This window comes from Kurthia huakuii LAM0618 (assembly GCF_000505545.1).
Lineage (GTDB): Bacteria > Bacillota > Bacilli > Bacillales_A > Planococcaceae > Kurthia > Kurthia huakuii.
On record NZ_AYTB01000015.1, the window covers coordinates 298,028 to 317,103 of the forward strand.

The 19,076-nt window shown below is 39.9% G+C and carries 18 protein-coding genes; 14 read left to right on the forward strand and 4 right to left on the reverse strand.

Annotation, left to right across the window (positions count from 1 at the left end; all coding sequences use genetic code 11):
- Positions 1-84: 84 nt before the first annotated feature.
- A complete protein-coding gene (locus V514_RS0113260; RefSeq protein WP_029500405.1) occupies positions 85-2,118 on the forward strand; it encodes a hydantoinase/oxoprolinase family protein in 2,034 nt (677 codons plus the stop codon).
- Positions 2,119-2,133: 15 nt separating this feature from the next.
- Positions 2,134-4,086, forward strand: a complete 1,953-nt coding sequence (locus tag V514_RS0113265) for a hydantoinase B/oxoprolinase family protein (RefSeq protein ID WP_029500406.1) — start codon at positions 2,134-2,136, stop codon at positions 4,084-4,086.
- A 44-nt stretch (positions 4,087-4,130) separates the two neighbouring features.
- On the opposite strand, the gene V514_RS19275 is transcribed toward V514_RS0113265, so the two are convergent.
- A complete protein-coding gene (locus tag V514_RS19275) occupies positions 4,131-5,498 on the reverse strand; it encodes a sigma-54 interaction domain-containing protein (RefSeq protein WP_035944827.1) in 1,368 nt (455 codons plus the stop codon).
- 96 nt (positions 5,499-5,594) lie between these two features.
- On the opposite strand from V514_RS19275, the gene V514_RS0113275 reads away from it, so the two are divergent.
- The 5 genes from V514_RS0113275 (at position 5,595) to V514_RS0113295 (ending at position 9,361) form a co-directional block, all read left to right on the forward strand.
- Positions 5,595-6,371 carry a GNAT family N-acetyltransferase gene (locus V514_RS0113275; RefSeq protein WP_029500407.1) on the forward strand — a complete coding sequence of 259 codons (777 nt, stop codon included), beginning with the start codon at positions 5,595-5,597 and terminating at the stop codon, positions 6,369-6,371.
- An 87-nt stretch (positions 6,372-6,458) separates the two neighbouring features.
- Positions 6,459-6,956: an RNA polymerase sigma factor gene (locus tag V514_RS0113280; protein ID WP_029500408.1), complete on the forward strand. Its 498-nt coding sequence runs from the start codon at positions 6,459-6,461 to the stop codon at positions 6,954-6,956.
- Complete coding sequence (locus V514_RS0113285) at positions 6,953-7,873, forward strand: anti sigma factor C-terminal domain-containing protein (protein ID WP_029500409.1); 921 nt, start codon at positions 6,953-6,955, stop codon at positions 7,871-7,873. The genes V514_RS0113280 and V514_RS0113285 overlap by 4 nt, the downstream gene beginning before the upstream one ends.
- 81 nt (positions 7,874-7,954) lie before the next feature.
- Positions 7,955-8,734 carry a D-Ala-D-Ala carboxypeptidase VanY gene (locus tag V514_RS0113290; protein ID WP_029500410.1) on the forward strand — a complete coding sequence of 260 codons (780 nt, stop codon included), beginning with the start codon at positions 7,955-7,957 and terminating at the stop codon, positions 8,732-8,734.
- A gap of 321 nt (positions 8,735-9,055) precedes the next feature.
- Complete coding sequence (locus V514_RS0113295; protein ID WP_029500411.1) at positions 9,056-9,361, forward strand: monooxygenase; 306 nt, start codon at positions 9,056-9,058, stop codon at positions 9,359-9,361.
- Between the two features lie 159 nt (positions 9,362-9,520).
- Here the strand turns inward: V514_RS0113295 and V514_RS0113300 are convergent, their stop codons facing one another.
- Positions 9,521-10,072: an ECF transporter S component gene (locus V514_RS0113300; RefSeq protein WP_029500412.1), complete on the reverse strand. Its 552-nt coding sequence runs from the start codon at positions 10,070-10,072 to the stop codon at positions 9,521-9,523.
- Between the two features lie 159 nt (positions 10,073-10,231).
- Here V514_RS0113300 and V514_RS0113305 point away from each other — a divergent pair, with 159 nt between their 5' ends.
- Positions 10,232-11,074 carry a pyridoxamine kinase gene (locus V514_RS0113305; RefSeq protein WP_029500413.1) on the forward strand — a complete coding sequence of 281 codons (843 nt, stop codon included), beginning with the start codon at positions 10,232-10,234 and terminating at the stop codon, positions 11,072-11,074.
- Between the two features lie 396 nt (positions 11,075-11,470).
- Complete coding sequence (locus V514_RS0113310; RefSeq protein WP_029500414.1) at positions 11,471-12,574, forward strand: alpha/beta fold hydrolase; 1,104 nt, start codon at positions 11,471-11,473, stop codon at positions 12,572-12,574.
- On the opposite strand, the gene V514_RS0113315 is transcribed toward V514_RS0113310, so the two are convergent.
- Positions 12,561-13,694: a hypothetical protein gene (locus V514_RS0113315; protein ID WP_029500415.1), complete on the reverse strand. Its 1,134-nt coding sequence runs from the start codon at positions 13,692-13,694 to the stop codon at positions 12,561-12,563. The genes V514_RS0113310 and V514_RS0113315 overlap by 14 nt on opposite strands.
- A 93-nt stretch (positions 13,695-13,787) precedes the next feature.
- On the opposite strand from V514_RS0113315, the gene V514_RS0113320 reads away from it, so the two are divergent.
- From V514_RS0113320 to V514_RS0113335, 4 genes are all read left to right on the forward strand, one after another.
- Positions 13,788-14,315: a sigma-70 family RNA polymerase sigma factor gene (locus V514_RS0113320; protein WP_029500416.1), complete on the forward strand. Its 528-nt coding sequence runs from the start codon at positions 13,788-13,790 to the stop codon at positions 14,313-14,315.
- Position 14,316: 1 nt separating this feature from the next.
- Positions 14,317-14,697, forward strand: coding sequence for a helix-turn-helix transcriptional regulator (locus V514_RS0113325; RefSeq protein ID WP_029500417.1), 381 nt, complete (start codon positions 14,317-14,319; stop codon positions 14,695-14,697).
- Entirely contained in the window at positions 14,687-15,973 is a 1,287-nt protein-coding gene (locus tag V514_RS0113330; protein ID WP_029500418.1) for an FtsW/RodA/SpoVE family cell cycle protein, read from the forward strand. The genes V514_RS0113325 and V514_RS0113330 overlap by 11 nt, the downstream gene beginning before the upstream one ends.
- A 300-nt stretch (positions 15,974-16,273) precedes the next feature.
- The gene (locus tag V514_RS0113335; protein WP_029500419.1) at positions 16,274-16,615 is read left to right on the forward strand and encodes a M20/M25/M40 family metallo-hydrolase; all 342 of its coding nucleotides are present in this window, start codon (positions 16,274-16,276) and stop codon (positions 16,613-16,615) included.
- Between the two features lie 706 nt (positions 16,616-17,321).
- On the opposite strand, the gene V514_RS20790 is transcribed toward V514_RS0113335, so the two are convergent.
- Positions 17,322-17,456 carry a hypothetical protein gene (locus V514_RS20790; protein ID WP_268744219.1) on the reverse strand — a complete coding sequence of 45 codons (135 nt, stop codon included), beginning with the start codon at positions 17,454-17,456 and terminating at the stop codon, positions 17,322-17,324.
- Between the two features lie 194 nt (positions 17,457-17,650).
- Between V514_RS20790 and V514_RS0113340 the strand changes: the two genes are divergently transcribed.
- Positions 17,651-18,982, forward strand: coding sequence for a sodium/glutamate symporter (locus V514_RS0113340; RefSeq protein WP_035944830.1), 1,332 nt, complete (start codon positions 17,651-17,653; stop codon positions 18,980-18,982).
- Positions 18,983-19,076: the final 94 nt, after the last annotated feature.

The following is a 19,076-nucleotide window of genomic DNA, read 5'->3' on the forward strand; positions in this document are numbered from 1 at the left end:
TTGCATTAAGTAAGGTGTAGCAACAAGAGAAGGTTGTTTACGGTTCAGTAAAAATTTAAATCCAACATGAAAGAGGCGAAGTACATGGTTCAAAGTCGATTAGCAATTGATGTAGGTGGTACGTTTACAGATGTATTTGTATTTAACGAAGAAACAGGTGAGGTTTTTGTAACGAAAACTTCCTCAACGCCAGCAAATCCTGAACAAGGGATTTTAGATGGTATTGATAAAGCACAGCTAAAAGGGCAGGACATTAAAGTATTTTCTCATGGTACAACGGTTGGCACAAATGCATTAATTGAGCGTAAATTACCAAAAACAGCTCTTGTCACAACGAAAGGTTTCCGCGATGTGACAGAAATTCGTCGCGGAACAAAAGAAGATATTTGGGATATGTATGAAGATACAGCAAAACCTTATATTAAGCGCCGCGATCGCTTTGAAGTGCCAGAGCGCGTTGATTATGAAGGCAATGTGTTAGAAGCATTAGATGAAGAAGCAATGCGTACTCTTGCGCGTAAGTTGAAACGTCGTGAAACCGAATCAGTGGCGATTTGTTTTGTCAATTCGTATATGAATGGTGAAAATGAATTAAAAGCGAAAAAAATTATCGAAGAAGAATTGCCAGGTGTCTACGTTTGTACATCAAGTGAAGTATTGCCAGAGATGTTTGAGCATGAGCGCATGAGCACGACCATCATCAATGCGGTATTAGGACCGATTATGAGTCGCTATATTAAAAAGCTTGAAGTGGAAATGCATGACCGCGGTTACGAAGAAGATATTTTAGTGCTTCACTCAGGCGGTGGGGTAATGACATCAAGTACGGTACCAAAATTTGCGGCACGTCTAGCAAGTTCAGGTATTGCGGCTGGTGCTATTGCAAGTAAACATATCGCAAAATTATGCGGTTTCGACAATGCGATTGGTTTAGATATGGGTGGTACGAGTACCGACATTTCATTAATGCATGATGGCGAAATTCGTATTACAAAAGATTGGGCGATTGAATACGGTTATCCAATCGGTTTCCCAAGTATTGAAATTTTAACGATTGGTGCCGGTGGCGGTAGTCTTGCATGGAAGGATGAAGGCGGTTCGCTGCGCAATGGACCACAAAGTGCGGGGGCAATGCCAGGACCTGCTTGTTATAGCCGTGGTGGTACGGAGCCAACAAACTCTGATGCCAACCTAGTGCTAGGCCGTTTAGGTGTCAAATTACTCGACGGTTCGATGACATTAGATAAAGATAAGGCAGATGCGGCAGTTCAAAAAATCGCTTCAGAGTTTGGTTATTCATTAGAAGAAGCAGCAAGCGCTATTATTGAAGTAGCTAATGCTAATATGAGCGATGCGGTACGACTGATTTCGGTTCGCCGAGGTTACGACCCACGTGACTTTGCGCTTGTAGCATTTGGTGGTGCTGGCCCGCTTCATGGTGCAGAGCTTGCACAAGATTTGAATATTCCAATCGTTATCGTACCACCACACCCTGGTGTTGCGGCTGCGATGGGCTGTCTGCTTGTTGACGTGCGTCATGATATTTCAAAAACATACGTGAAAAATGCTGTAGATACAACGGCTGCTGAGCTACTTGAACAGTTTGCAGCAATGAAAAAAGAAGCGAAAATCCTCCTTGAAGAAGAAGGCATTTCAGATGAAAGTTCAACATTAATGAATTACTTAGACTTGCGCTACAAAGGGCAATGGCGTTCATTAGCGATTCCGGTACCAGATGATTTTGAGTCGCTATTACCAATTTTAGAAAGCTTCCACGAAGAGCATGCGCGTGAATTTGCATTCTCAGATGAGGACCAACCAGTGGAAATTTATGGACTTCGTGTTACAGCGATTGGGACGGTGCCAAAGCCGGAATTACCACAGTTTGAAGCACAAGGTCAATTAGAGGCTGCGTTAAAAGAAACGCGTCCAGTGTACTTTAATAATGAATTTGTTGAAGCAAATGTTTATAATCGTGAGCTTATTCCGGTTGGTGCAGTGATTGAAGGGCCAGCGATTGTTGACCAGTTAGATACGACGACTGTTATTCCAACGGGATTTGTGGCAAAAGTGGATGCATATAAAAATATCATTATTTCTGTAACAACAGAATATTAATCAGGGGGCGTTTGAATGGAGACAACTCGTACATTAGATCCGGTAACGTTTGAAGTATTGAAAAATGGTTTTGTGAATCTGGTTGACCAAATGGCAGAGCAAATGCTGCGTACATGTTATTCGTTCGTTATTTATAACCGCGACTTTAGCTGTGCACTTTGTGATGCTGAAGGAAATACGATTATGCAAGGAACGCAAGATATTTCGGTACACGTAGGGACGTTACATTTAACGGCCAAAGCGGTACTGGAAGATTTCGGCGATGATATTCACCCTGGCGACGTTTTCCTTGTCAATGACCCATATCGTGGCGGTACACACTTTAGCGATACGCGTGTCATTTATCCTGTCTTTTATGAAGGCCGTCTGATTGCGCTGATGCAAACAAATGGTCACTGGGCTGATGTTGGTGGTTCTAACCCTGGTTCGTTTGATGTGACGGCAAAAGAGCATTATGGTGAAGGCATGCGTATTCCACCAGTGCGTATTTATAGCAAAGGGCAATATTTAAAAGATGTTGTGAACATTATCGTGAAAAATATGCGACTTCCTGAAGAGCGTTTAGGTGATTTACGTTCGCAAGTAGAAGCGGCAAAAGTTGGCGAAGTACAGCTGCAAGCGATGATTCGTAAATATGGCGTTGAAACGGTGCTTGAGGCGTTTAGCGAAGTACAAAATTATGTTGAGCGCTTGACGCGTGCGAAAGTGAAAACATTACCAAAAGGCACATGGGAAACAGTCGATTATATTGATATGGATCCAGAAGTGGGCGATGGTTTAATTCCAATTCGCGTGAAAATGACGATTACCGACGATGAAATTTTATACGATTTATCCGGCTCACATCCGTATATTAGCTGCTTCTTAAATGCTGGTTTTGGCTCGGCTTTATCGGGCACATATGCCGGAACGAAAACATTCTTCCCTGAAATCCCATTGAATTCGGGCTTCTACCGTGTCGTAAAAACGCATCTGCCGGAAAATTCGGTGGTCAATGCGCCGAGCCCTGTCGCGGTTTCTGGTTATTGCTCGGGTTCATTTGAAAAAATTATGAATGCGTGCTTCGAGTTATGGTCAAATATTATGCCAGAACGGGCATTAGCTTGCTCATTTAACTTAGAGTATTTACTCATTGGTGGCTACGATACGCGTAATGATGCCCGCGATTACTTCATGTGGTATGACTGGATGGCTGGTGGACATGGTGGTCGTATTGACCGCGACGGCGCTAATACAACGTCGCCAGTCTTTGGTGTTGGCTTAAGTGTGCAACCTTGTGAAGGGCAGGAGCGTTTATCACCTGTTTTAACGACAAAGCATGAAATCATTACCGATTCAGCAGGTCCAGGTAAATACCGCGGTGGTTGTGGTGTTGAAAAAGGTGGCCAATTAACAGATATTGAAGGGACCGTCATGTCTTATTGCTGTGACCGTTCGCGTTCGATTACGTGGGGCATTATGGGTGGTTTGCCATCGATTCCACAAGGCGCTGTGCTAAACCCAGGGAGCGACTCAGAGCAATTTTTAGGAACGATTTTCTCAAATGTACCGCTTCAAAAAGGGGATACATTTACGCGTCCAGCAGCGGGCGGCGGTGGTCTAGGTGACCCGCTAGAGCGCGATATGTATGCGGTGCTAGAAGATGTTATTGATGAGTATGTATCAATTGAGCGTGCACGTAAAGATTATGGTGTCATCATTCAAGAAATTGATCGCGATTTAGATCAGTTTGAAATTGATTATGAAGCAACGCAACGTGAGCGTGACTATATTCGCAACAACCGTAATGCCTGGTTTAATGAAGATCCAAAAGAAGTTGAGCGCTTATACCGTGCAGGTGACATTGACCAAATGGATGTCGTGCGTAAATATGGTGTGATTATGGATTACACAACGAATGATGTGTTGCCAATTTCGACCGCACAATATCGTGAATCAATGGAGAAACGTACCGTGGCGCATTGGTAAATAAAAAGAGAGGAGTCGCTACATGGCGATTCCTCTTTTTTGTGTTAGATTTTTTTTAATTTTCTGACGACTGATGGCTGACTAATGCCTAATAATTTAGCCATTTCGTATGTCGTTGACGCCTGCTTTTGCGCTTTTTCAAGCAATTGACGTTCAACAAATGCGAGCGTTTGTTTCAAATTAAGCGATTCATATTCCGCTAAGTAAGTAGGAGAGGGCATCGCTTGTTGCAGCATTTCCGGGGGTAATTGGTCTGGCGTTAGCATATAGCTATCGGTCGTTAATACGAGGCGTTCAAGCGCATTTTCTAACTCGCGTACATTGCCGGGCCAATGATAATCTAAAAACGCTTGAAATGTCAGCGGATGCAATTTTTTCAACGTATCGTATTTTTGATTCATTTCTTCTAAGTAGTAATGGACGAGCGCAGTAATATCTTCAGGACGTTGCCTTAATGGTGGAATATCGACTGAAATAACATTCAAACGATAATACAAATCCAAGCGGAACTTTCCTTCATCAACCATTTTTCGCAAGTCCCGATTAGTAGCGGTCACTAAGCGAAAATCGATTTTGCGCTCTTTTTGACTGCCAATCGCCTTCAATTTTTTCTCTTGCAATACCTTTAACATTTTCACTTGCATCGTCAGTGGCATTTCGCCAATTTCGTCTAAAAATAATGTGCCTTGATGCGCTTGTTGAATCAATCCGGCTTTCCCTTGTTTACTTGCGCCTGTAAACGCGCCAGATTCATAGCCAAACATTTCAGACTCGAACAATGTTTCAGGAATGGTACTACAGTTTACTTCAATAAATGGCTCGTTTGCGCGATTACTTTGATTGTGAAGGTCGCGCGCAAGCATACTTTTCCCAACACCGGACTCCCCAAGCATCAACACAGCAGCATCGGTATGTGCCACGCGATGGAGCGTCGTTAAGACATTTTCAAGTGCTTTACTGCGATACATAACTTGCGATTTTGGCCGCATCGAGTTCATTTCTGCTTGTACGCTTTCAAGCTTGCGTTGTAGTTTGTCGTAATCTTCATGCAAATTTAAAATATTCATCTGGTCTTGCGTATAGCAAATCACATATAACAGTGTGCCATCGTCATTAAAAATAGGATAGGCCGTCGTCATTAAAAAACGGCCTGTACGTGTTTCTTGCATCGCTTGTACTTTACGCTGTGTCTGAATAACGACGGAAATGACAGACGGCTTTAAAATTTGCTGTTCTTCAAGTTCATAGACGGTTTTACCAATCACTGAATCCATACTGTCAATGCCATATAAATACCAATGTTCTTCATTTGTGAAAAGTACTAAGCCGTATTGATCGGTAATCGTAATGTTGTTATTTGATGTTTCAATAATCGACTGTAGCAATAACTCTAAATCGACGGTTTTAATCATAGTCACACCCCCTATTAGTATTATATGCTAACTATCCAATAATTAACAAATGCCATATGTTATAATCAAATTACTACAAGGAAAAGAAGTGAAGATATGCATGAAAGTGATTGTAAACAGCTTGCTAAATGCGATAAGGATCTAATAAAACCGTTAAGAATAGAGCAATTGGAACATGTCACACTGCAACACGCGCCGACATTTGTCGCGAGTGTTTTAGGGCAAGTCATTGCAGGTAGTGTTTTTTGCGTGAATAATAGCTACGTCGTGAAAACCGCATCAGGGCTTTATTTTGTTTCTGGCCCCGTAGAACAGACGCTGTTTCAATTTTTAGAACAATGCATGAATGAAACAGGGCGTTTTACGTTATTTGTGTCAGACCCTTCTTGGCAACAAGTATTAGAGGGGCACAAGATGTTACGAAAAGTCACGCGCGATGCCTATACATTAGATAGCACGCGTTATGAGGCTCTACTACGGAGTGAACCACGCTATCGAATAACACCGATAACGGCGGCAACCATTGCGCAGTCAGAAGAATTTAACGCGAATTACTACGCCGAGTATTGGGGCTCTGTTGAGCAATTTCTTGCGGCAGGAAGTGGTTTTTGCATGGTCGATAACGGGCAAGTGATTTGTGAGGCGACGGCGATTTTTCAGTCCGCTACCGTTTCAGAAATTGATATTTTTACAGCGGAAGCTTACCGAGGGGAAGGGCTTGCGAAGCAACTAGCGATGGCATTTATTGACCACTGCCTAGAGCAACAACGAACACCGCATTGGGACTGTGATAGTGATAATACCGCTTCGATGAATTTAGCAAAAAAGCTTGGATTTCAACAGCCACGGCAATATAACGTATATGTGAGATAAGGAATCGCGCGAGTGGCGGTTTTTTTTTTTGAAAATGTATACTTTTTCACGCTTCATTCGTTTAATAGGTGGAAAGGAGCGAGGCTAGTGGACGAGATTGCAGATGAACAGCTAATTCAAGTAATGAATGATGTTTATTTTTACTTAGTTAAAATAGGTGCTAACGCGGAGCAAGCGAAGGATATTGTACAAGATGCAATATACAAATCAATGATGAATTTACTTGCGATTGAGCCTGAGAAGTATAAAGCATGGGTATTTAAAGCGGCAATCCATCTTTTTTATGATCAATGCCGCCGTTCGCAGAAATTTGATTATATCGAATTGGACGATGCGTTAAAATCATCAACTATGCTTATTGAAGAACAACTACTGCAGCAAGAACAAGCAGCACAAATTAAGGTTGTTTTGGAGCAATTGCCAGATTTACATAAGCAACTTCTACTTTGCAAGTATGAACTTGGTTGGTCCTATCAACAACTTGCAGCTTATTTTGATTTACATATCAATACAGTTAAAACTTATTTAGCACGTGCGCGCACAAAATTTAAACAATTATATGAGCAGGGAGGTTATGGCAGATGACAACGCCATTTAATCAAAAGGATTTGACAAAAACATTGAAAAAAGCAAAACGTATGACCTTTCTTAAAATCATCCTACTTTCATTGTGTATGAGTGTAGTGATACTAGCGGTGATTTTTTATGGTAATCGCTATTGGATGGGAAAGATACAGACAGAAGTTGTTCGTGAAAAAATGGCTGAACAAGCTGTAATGCATGAAGCTAATACATTTACACAAATGCAATTTGAATCAACGGGGTTTTTAAAAGGAACCATAACGGAAGAAATTTATAAAGTAATTGAAGATAAAGTCATCCCTTGGGATACACAAACAATTCACTATACAAATAAAGGGTTTGAATCGACGACTTTTGCAAGCTCGACAACAACGGTAAATGATACGACAACTATTCAAATTCCTAGTGGTGAACGCGCGATGCAATATTATGTACCACAATATCACTACGAAACATATGCGAACGACTTAGACCATATTACACACTATCCAAATGATAAGTATATGGAGATGGCGATTTCATTTGATAATAGCTATTCGTTTGAACATGTACAAAAGATACTTCCGACATCTCTTCATGTGACATGGTATTGGGTTAATAATTTTACGATGAAAAAGCAAAAACGTGACGTTCCAGAGTTAGCTGGTTTCTTATACGGTTTTTCTGCGCCAACGAACAATACATCGATTGTCGCGCAAACGTTGCTTACGAATGAGGAAGATCCTATTGATACACCACAACGTTTTTTAACAGCATTACAAGCAGTTTCGAACGAGGACTATGACATGTTGAAAAAGAGGCAGCATAAAAACTTGATTGCTGGTGTCGTCGTGACAGGAACAAAAAAAGACCTCGCTGTGTTAAAGAATCAGCCCTATGTGAAAGCGTCTAGTTTAGGAGCAGTCGTTGATAAATATTAACTTCATAATTCCTTAAGAATTTCGATAGTTATTTCTTCATTTTTCTTTTTTATACTAAAGAAAGTGAAGGAGCAATCTCAAATGAAAAAAATTATACTCGTACTTATACTCGTACTTGTAGCGAGCTATTTCTTTTTTAATCGGACGCCGGCGCTAACGACATCGATTTCATTAGAAGAACATACACAAGATACACTCGTGTTAGTTAATCGTGATTATGCGTTGGCTCATGACCCAAAAAATTTAACGGCCATCCCAAAAAATATCGCACAAAATGTCCAAATTCGCGAGCATTATACTGTACAGCAAACAATGCTTGCGCCGCTTAAACAATTATTTGCGGCTGCTCGTGCAGATGGAATTAATCATTTTACAATCAATAGTACGTACCGAAGCGGGCGCGCACAGCAACAACTATTTGATAACAGGGGAGAGGCATACGCACAACCACGCGGGCATAGTGAGCACCAAACGGGCTTGTCGCTTGATATTGGTTCGATGCAAGGGACGATGGATGCGACAGCCGAAGGGGCATGGCTCGCACAGCATGCGCACGAATATGGCTTTATTTTGCGCTATCCACAAGGAAAAGAAGCCATTACTGGGATTGCGTATGAGCCATGGCATTTTCGTTATGTTGGTTTGCCGCATAGTCAGTTGATGTATGAAAAAAATTGGACGTTAGAGGAATATTTAGAGAACCTTCAATCGACCCAAAAATATACGAAAAAAATTGCTGATAAACATTATTTTGTACAATATACAACGGCGCAAAAAACAGCGAGAATTCCTGATGCCACAAGCGTTTCAGTATCACAAGATAATCGCGGCGGAAAAATAATTACAACTTTTTTAAATTAATTTTAAAAAAGTGGTTTAAGTTTTAAACACGCGGGTACATTATAAGTAATAATGATGCAATTCCGTACCACGCTAACAGTAAGGCGTCGTATCGAGAATGTGTTATCTCTCGATCGTAGACACATGTTGCGGGACTTAACCAATTAGTATCAAGCCGTTAACAATGTGTAAGTAACACAGTAACAACCATATAAGCTTCATTTAATTGCATCATTAGGTGCTCCAGGGACTGGCGTTTTTGAGCCAGTCCTTTTTAATTGTACAATGGCTATTTTTGATGTAGCATTTTGTAGAATGAGCGCAAAGAAAGGATGATTTACGATGGCGTATATACTACAAGTCGATTTTAAAATGGACGGTCCTTACGGCGAGGACATGGCACAACAATTTGCTGAGTTAGCAGCAAGTATCAATGAAGAGCCGGGTATGATTTGGAAAATTTGGACTGAAAATGAGCCGGCAAAAGAAGCGGGCGGTATTTACTTATTCCATTCAAAAGAAACAGCAGAAAATTATTTAGACATGCATGCAAAACGTCTTGCAAGCTTTGGTATTACCGATATTCGTGGCAAGATTTTTGAGATCAATGAAGCCTTAACGGCGATTAATCAGGGGCCTGTTCCATAGAAAGGAGGCGAATGGATATTGAAATCCATTCGCCTTTTTTGGATTGCTAACTATGTACCACTTCGTAACCATAAAAAAAGACCCTCATCACGAAGATGAAAGTCTGATTCGGTGACACTGATAGCTGTTGCAAAGGCGGTGTTTAGCACCGTCTTTTTATTAGCGTAATTTATTTTGGAAATATGGAATTTTTAATAGGAACGCACATAATGGAATCGCGACAACTAAGCCGAGAACATTTTGTACAATATCTCCAGGAATTGATGCAAGTGGCGCTACCCAGTTGTTGTACAATAACCCTTCACCAACATAATAAACCGCAATCATAATTGGCATCGATACAACGGCACCGATAATATTAAGTACCATACTGTTTCCTTGACGGCCTTTTGCCCAAGCAATTTTACCAACAATATAACCTTGTAAGCCGCGCGCGACAAAGGTGATTGGCGCCCAAATTAACCAGCCGCCAACAATATCAAATAGTGCCATTCCGATTGAGCCTGCGTACGCCCCTTTTTTTGGTCCAAATAAAATCGATGTAATGAACAACATCGCTGTCCCCATATGCACAAGTCCGCCGTTCGCTTTAATTGGAAGTTTAATGTTGAGTAGCATCGTACAAACAAATACAAGCGCGATTAGTACTGCGGTCATCACGAGCTGTAATGTTCTATTATGCGTTTCAGAATAACCTTTTACATTTTGCATAATCATCTTCCTCACTAGTTTGTAATTTACAGATTATTCTGAAGGAAAACTGGCATAAAGAAAAGTACCAATTTATTAAAAAATGATAAGGTCAGTTTGAAATCGGAAATTATGATAAGATAAAGAAAATGGAATTTTAATAGATTGGATGGAGAAATGATGAAAAAAGTAGCGGTCATTCAGGATATGTCATCGTTTGGAAAATGCTCACTCACAGCGGCCATTCCTGTACTTTCTGTTATGGGGGTACAGGCTTGCCCACTTCCAACAGCTATTTTAACTGCACAAACGGCGTATGATAGCTATTATTGCAAAGATTTAACGCCAGAGATGGATCAGTTCATTACAGAGTGGGGGAAAATGAACGAAACGTTTGATGGCATCCATACGGGTTTTGTGACAGGGGAACAGCAAGTCGATAATATTATGCAGTTTTTAGCGACATTCCAAACGCCTCAAACGATGTTGCTCGTTGACCCGGTTATGGGCGATATGGGTGATTTATATAAAATGTATACGAGCCGTTTGTTAGAACGTATGCAAGCACTTGTAAAACAAGCGACGATTATTACCCCTAATATTACAGAATGTTGCTTATTAACCGGCATTCCATATGAAAAATTACATAATTATCATGAAGAAAAAAGCTTCCTGCAAGCGGTAGAAGAGGCGGGGCAAGTACTCCATGCACAAACCGGGGCACAAGTCGTCATTACTGGCGTCACCCCACCCCATACGCCGGAACCTTATATTGGCAATTTATTTGTTGATGCAAATCATAGCTTTTACAATAAACAGCCTTTTAACGGTCAAAGTTATTCCGGTACGGGCGATTTATTCGCCTCTGTGTTGATGGGTGGTTTATTGCGCGGGCAAAGTTTGCAAGACACCGTGCAATTAGCCGAACGTTTTTTAATGGCGGCCATTGCGGAAACAGCTGCACAGCAAATTCCAACAAAAGCAGGCGTGCATTTCGAAAAACATTTAGGAATGCTGCTGTAGAGAGAAGAATCGCGAAGGCGGTTCTTTTTTTAATAGGATTAAAAATGGAAAAGAGGCCTTATTTTTACACTTTAATAGATTTAAAATAACTAATGAAGTATCATCAGAGAAATACTTAAGCAATAAATATTATCAAATTGAAGAATTTAGGATTTCGCCAGATTTATGCGGAACTATAACGTTAAGGAAAGAATAGTTAACAAGAGACGCTTAGGGAATCTAGCCAAAATTAAAAGGGATGAGTTCGATTCAATACCGTACGCATGCCCAGAATGTTGAGAAGGTACGAAAAAGCCGAGAACGCTGTTAAATATTCATTGGCTCATTCTTACTACCAGAAACGAAAAAAACGCCAAAAATTGTAGATGACAAAGCAGAAGCAAAGGAGAATTTAGTATGATCGTTCAAAAACAGCATTTCGAGTTAGATTATACGTTTGCAGATGGTCAAAAAATCCCTTTAAAATTAGGCTATGAAACTTACGGGCAATTAAATGAAGCACGCGACAATGCGATTTATGTAGCCCATTATTTTAGTGCGAGCAGCCACGCAGCAGGCAAATATTATGAGGATGATATAGCACCGGGCTACTGGGATGCGCTCATTGGACCAGGGAAAGTTATCGATACGAATCAATTTTTTGTTATGAGTATTGATAATATTTGTAATGTAGCGCCGCATTTACCGAGCGTTGTGACGACCGGTCCTTCATCGGTCAATCCCGAAACAGGCGAACCGTATGGCTTAACATTCCCGGTTTTCACGTATCGAGATATGGCTAAAATCGCTCACCAATTTTTAACCGACCAGCTTGGTATTTCGCAGCTACATTTGGCAATTGGCGCTTCTGCAGGTGGGTTTCAAGTACTTGAGATGGGTTGTGAATTTCCTGATTTTGCGCAACGTATTGCCGGCGTTATCACAAATGCTCAAAATCCGACATGGACTTCATTAACCGTATTACAACCAGCGATGCGCGTGTTAGAATTAGACGCGAATTGGCCAACAAAGGACGCTACAACAGGATTAGAACTTGCGGTACAGATGATGAATACAGGCGCCTTTACGTCCGAGTTTTACGAACAAACGTATCCACGCGTGCCAAAGGACGATGCCACCTATGCGACTTTACAAGCACCGGCCACCTATGAAGTGGCGCTACAGCAAGCGCTTAAACAAAATTTACCTGTATTAGAGCCAACTCATTGGTATTACACATGCAAAGCAACGATGCTTCAAGACTTAGCGAGGCAAAGAGGTTCGTTGCAAGAAGCGGCAACACGTTTCCAAGCAAAGGTACTGATGATTTCATGTGATGATGATTTGTTGCAACCATCATCTTACAATGCAGAATTTGTTTCTGTATTAAAAGCAGCTAATAAACACGCGGAACATTTCCACTACAAAAGTATTTATGGTCATATGGCCGGTATTTTAGATGTGACGCCATATGAGAGTGTGTTAAAACGGTTTTTACATGAAGAAATTAAAGAAAGGTAGGGCGTGTGAAAAATCCTTGTTCGCCAATACCCATTAATTGCGTAAAGAGCACGTCCTCTGCGCGACTAATGGGCTTTATGCGTGGACTTTTTACGACATCGGGAGCTTGCTTTCCTAGTTGCTGATTAGTAATTAACGTATAAACTTCGCTAATCGAGTAAACATCAAGTGCATCATCGATTGCTTGCGTCGTGATCACTTCATTACAGTGCGTCGCAAAAAATTGTCCATGCGCGGTAGCAAGCTCTTTCCACATCCGTTGATAAAACATTTTTCGTGCGGGCTTCGCTACCGAAAAGTCATTCTCTACCATTAACTGAAAAGCACATTGCTCATATTGTATTGTGGGAGGTGCTTTTTTTAATTGTTCATAATGTTGATAGGCCGCTTCTTGCTCGGCAACCGTCCATTTCCCACTCCAATAATTCGGGTCGTGTAGAGTCCGCAAAAACGCGATATCTTCACAGTAAATCGCCCCTGGTAAACTTTTTTCAACTACTGGTAATAAAAACTCTTTCTCAACAAGCATCGCTAAAACACGTGCTGTTAATTCTTCAGACGGCGTCAATTGTTGGGCGCACATTTCAAGTGGCCATAGTAGTTGCTGCTCCGCGTCATAGGCAAGTTGTACGAGTGCTGTTAAATAAAAACGCTCGTATTGATTTGGCTCATTAGCCGCTCGTATTTCGCGTAAAAATGCCGCAATTTGTTGCTGTTCTTGCGCATCAAGCTCGGCGTCGGTTAATTGAAACATGTTGTAGCGTGCACGTTGCTCCTTTAAACAATGATCACAGTGGCACTTCATTTTATCGTGATGTTCACAAACGGGGCAGTAGCGCATCGTGTCAATTTCGGTCATACGACGAATTTGCGTGCGATTTTGCAGTGGTAATAGAAGCGGCGTGTGACTACAAATTTCGCAATATTCATGAATAATGGCATCCGGAAAATATTGCGTCAATGTATTTGGCTGTACATCAAGTGCATAGTAGGCAATCAAATCAACGACCGGCATCCGTTCTTCGTAATAAGCTTTCACTAACAGCTCAATATCTTGCGGCGATAAATGCGCTAATTTTGTATGAATATGTTTCATGTCTAACTCTTCGTAAAATGCCATTACATTCAACCTCCTTTTCTTTATAGTATCATATTAAAAAAACAAACTTTCGTAAATTGGCACTCGTCTAATCAATTGAGGGGGGGAGAAGATGTGGATAGTTATTCATTGGAACAAATCACAGATGAAGCGATTATTGACGAATTAATGGGCGACTATGGTCAAGATATTTTGCATCTCGTTTTACAATATGTACATAATTTTTCACTAGCCGAAGATTTAACACAAGAAATTTTCTTGAAATGTTTTAAAGCATTGCCAACGTTTCAATATCAGTCATCATTAAAAACATGGCTGTGGCGTATTGCTATTAATCATACAAAAGATTATTTGAAAAGCTGGTATGCCAAAAATGTCGAAACGACGGCTGATGATTTATTTGCACAAATCGAGAGTGGGCATGGCGTTGAGCAACAAGTGCTGCAAAATTTTCAAGATACAGAGCTAGCTACCGCTGTATTTACCTTACCTGTAAAATATCGGGAAGTCATTTATTTACATTATTACGAAGAGCAATCGATGAAAGAAATGGCCGCTATTTTGCAAATTAATGAAAATACTGTCAAAACGCGTCTACGAAAAGCGAAGCAATTACTCAAAAAACAATTGGAGCGTGCATAATATGGAAGATCGTTTGAAAAAATTAAAAAAATCACTTGAACATACCGCTTTTAGCCATGCGACATTTACAGCGAAACACCGTAGTCAAGTGCGCGCACAAATGGAAAAAGCTTCGTTAGAGCAGCTCATGTTATCGTTATTGTTAGAAGAAAAGTCAGGCGTCATGTTAACTGAGTTGTTACATGCAAAAGGGTGGACGCAACTACATGAAAATGAAGGAGATGTGTATACAATTTTACATGAGGCCGAGCAACAAGGATTTATTACTGCACGCTGGGAAGAGGATGTTAAATATTATCAACTAACAAAGTTAGGAAAAAAACAGCTCCAAGAGGACGCAACCAAAAAATTACGTTGGGAGGCACGCCTTCATGTCGAGTGAGCAATTTTTACAGCAAGTTACCGAATATATTCGTTCAAAAGAAGCCAAAATCCACGTCGAAAAAGAACTACGGCATCATTTGAAAGTTTCTAAGCAGGCGTGGGAAAAAAGAGGCTATAGCGCAGCAGATGCGGAACAAAAAGCGATTATGGAAATGGGCTCTGCCGCAAAGCTCGGGAAGTCAATGAACAAAATCCACCGTCCGAAATGGGATTTTTGGCTAATCGGCACAATCTGTTTCCTTATATTAGCTGGATTTATTCCGGTTATGACATTTGATTCTAGCATAATGTATGGCGATGGTATGCAAGGCTACTTTATCGAAAATAAAATTTTCCATACGATAGTTGGACTGCTAACTATCACAAGCTTAATGTTTTATGATTATCGTAAAATGCAGCGATACAGTTTGTTGTTATATAGTTTAGGTTGCCTTCTTTTAGCGATGCTTGCCTTCATGCCAAATACAGCAAGAAACGGGGAAGCAATGTTTGCGATTGGCCCACTAGCTATTTCAGGATGGAGTGCCTTGCCATTTCTACTAGTTGCATTGGCACATTTTTTCACCAAACCATCGTTTAAATTGTGGCAAGCTATGTTCATATGTTTGCTGCCAATATGGTTGATTTTACAATTACCTAACCTCGCGCTCGCGTTCATTTATACAGCGGTAATGAGTGTATTATTTTTCTTTAGTCGTTTTACACGCAAAATTAAACAAGTAATCGGTGGACTTAGTATTGCATTTTTGGGCTGCTGTATCTTATTTTTTGATCTCTATGCGAATCAATTGGCACCGTATCAGCTAGCACGTTTAAATGGTTTTTTCTCGCCGCAAATGTATGCAGATGCGGAGGGATATGATTATTTAAATTTACAAAAAATTATCGCTAATTCGGGGTGGTTTGGTGCTGAAACACCGATTGCTTTTCGTGAAGCACACACGATTTATGCGTTCGTACAAATTATTCAAGCAGTCGGTTTCGGCGTTAGTATTGTTATTATCTTGCTTCTTCTAGGTGTCGCCAGCCGTATTTTGTGGATTTTCCGCACGATGCCACTATCTTTTGGTAAGATGCTTGCATTGGCCGCTGTTGCACTTTACAGCTTTCAAAGTATTTATTCCATCTTAATGGTTCTCGGCTATTTACCAATTCTTGAAGTACCATTGCCGTTCATTAGTTACGGCATAACGCCGATGATGTTAAACGCGATTTTAATTGGTCTTGTATTAAGTGTGTATCGCCGGAAATCAGTGATGACGGCAGAAAGCTAATCATAAAGGTTAGCTTTTTTTCGTTATCCGTATTCTTCAATTCATAGATGCATTCTTTATAATTGCTAATACGCGTAATGGGGTCTTATCGGTATTAGCGAAAATACTTCAAGTATAGGATAATTATCTAATATGATATATTAAGTTATCTTTATATAACCTAGTTAACTTTATATGAAATTAAAAGGTTTACTAAAGTTAATTTTTATAATATAAAAATCTTTAGAAAAGAGGAACTAAAAAAAGAAATGCGCAAGGACAAAAGGAACGGTACGTACGTTTAATGAAGAAGAACGTGATTTGATTGAACGAGAATTAGAAGAACTTTTAAAAGCTACATGTTCTTATATGCAAGCTAGCTACACATACGAATACGTTAGAGGCTATCCTGCGGTCGTTAATCATCTTAATGAAACGGAAAAAATAGTTAAGACAGTAAGTGCTATGCCAAATGTTCAAATCGAAATTTGTGAGCCACAAATGGGCGGAGAGGATTTTGCCTATTACCTTCAAAAAATACCCGGTAATTTTTTCTTTACAGGTGCGAAAAATCCTAACTGGACAGAAGTATATCCACATCATCATCCTAAATTCGATATTGATGAGCGTGCATTAGCCATCGCAGCAACAAGCAACACTTAATTATTTAAACGATTGACTAAGAAAGGAAGTGCTTCGTGCACTTCTTTTTTTCTTGTTCATTTTAAGTTTGAACAAATAAGCAATGCAGTCATAAAAACAAGCTAATACCAATATGCGATTCAGAAATCGCTCATCACCTCGAAAAGCGTGTTTTGGATACAACATAATTCTAAATATGCGTCAGCACTAAGAAAATAAACCTAGAAAAATGCGAATTATTCGCGTTACAATGTCCATTTCTCAAATAAGTAGCATAAACGTGGAGATAGTTACAACAACTTCATAACAAGGCCTCTTAAAAAGCGGACAAAAAGTGCCCGTTAGAGCCGCAATTTGAACCATTTTTGCTCATTAATGGGCGTTTTCAACACAGTGCTGCAACGAGATCACTGCTTTTATGGCGTAAGTTGTCGTTTTTTGAATAAATGACAAAATCGAATTTCCACTGAAAAATTTCGTGCAAAAAAATGCCCCTCAGAGCGTCAGAATCGACCGCTTTTGTCCTGTTTTGGGTGAAAAAGGGCAAAAGTGATCGCGCAAAAATCGTAACGATATGATATTTCTATTGTAAATAAAAATTTTCGTTGACAACATATACGAGATGATTACTAAAGGATGATTTTTTCGTGCGTTGATGGTCCTTGTTTGGCACTTATTCTCAACTATGTTGTATCCAAAACACGCTACTTGAGCTCATAGCTATTTTCTAACGAGCCGATTTAAAATTAACAAGTGGTCGTAGTAGAAGCTCCATCTCATCAAGCGTATACGTTTTTACAATAAATAAATTGAACGTCCAAATTTTCAACTGCTGTTTGATGTTATCAATAGTTGATAACATCTTGTCCGCAACATTTTGCTAACAATCACCTATGTATTACATTGAGATAGTACACTATAAAAATACTTTTAATACAAAATGTTTGAAATTACTCTTTTACGAACATTTTAACTAATTAAAACACGCTATCTATTATGGTAAGATAGATTCTTGGTATGCCATTTTGGGTATATTATTTTATAAGAGGTGACGTGATGGATTTTTCAGTCTGGCAGTTTTTAATTGATGTAGGGGTTGTCTCTTTCCTATTATTACTTGGTGTATTATTGCGTGTCTGGATTCCCATTTTCCAGAAGTTATTTTTGCCAGCTAGTATCATTGCCGGTTTATTAGGTCTTTTATTAGGTCCTAGCGGTGTCGATATTTTGCCATTCTCAGATCAAATTTCAGCCTATCCAGGGATGTTAATTGCAGTTGTGTTTGCCTGTCTGCCGTTATTAGGTCCGAAATTTGATATCCGAAAGTTAGCTAGCCGAATCGGTAGTATGTTTACGTATTCTACATGGCTTTTTTCATTAATGTGGGCATTATGTATGTTAATCACTGTTATTTTATTACAACCATTATTCAGCAATATTCATGATGGATTTGGTTTAGTATTAGCAGCAGGTTTTGTTGGGGGACATGGTACTGCAGCAGCAATTGGCGAATCTTTTGCAAATTATGGCTGGGAAGAAGCGACTTCACTTGGCATGACAAGTGCGACCGTTGGGATTATTTGTTCCATCGTCATTGGTATGTTATTTATTAAAAATGGTGCAGAAAAAGGAAAGACTTCTTTTTTGACTAGTTTTAAAGATTTACCAGATGAGTTACGAACAGGTCTTATTCCAAAGCATAAACGTGAATCTTCTGCGACCGAAACAGTGTCACCTATGAATATTGACCCTCTCGCACTTCATATTGCGTTAGTTGCTATGATTACAGCTCTTGGCTACTTTGCGAGTAAATGGATTGAAGGGTTAGTTGGTAGTGCCGCCATTCCGGTATTTTCTACTGCTTTTTTAGTAGGTTTAGTCATTAATTTTATATTGTCGAAAACAAATGCAGATCAATATTTAGAAAAAGAAAATATTGACCGTATTAACGGAACAGCAACAGATGTTTTAGTCGTATTTGGTATTGCTTCGATTCAAGTAGATGTTGTAGCAGGCTATATTGGGCCGTTGCTGTTGTTGTTTATCTTTGGTATTTTATACAATTTCGTCTTCTTTAAATGGCTCGCTCCTCATTTCTTTAAAACGTATGCCTTTGAAAAAGGATTATTTTCATGGGGGTGGGGAACCGGAACGGTCGCAATGGGCATTGCCCTTTTACGCGTAGTCGATCCCAAAATGCAAAGTGAAGCTTTAGATGACTATGGTATTGCGTATATACCGGAATCTCCTATTGAAATTTTAGTTATTACGTTTGCACCGCTTATGGCTGTCACAGGACAATCATGGACATTTATTGCCATTATATTTGCTTGGTGTGCTATTATTTATGCGATTGCAAGAAAGAATAAATGGTTGAATACAACGTGAAAAAAGGGAAGTGCCACATAAGGTACTTCCCTTTCATATTGTACAATTCTATATGTCGCTTTTGTGTGAAGTACCCGACTTCAAGCCTTTGCCT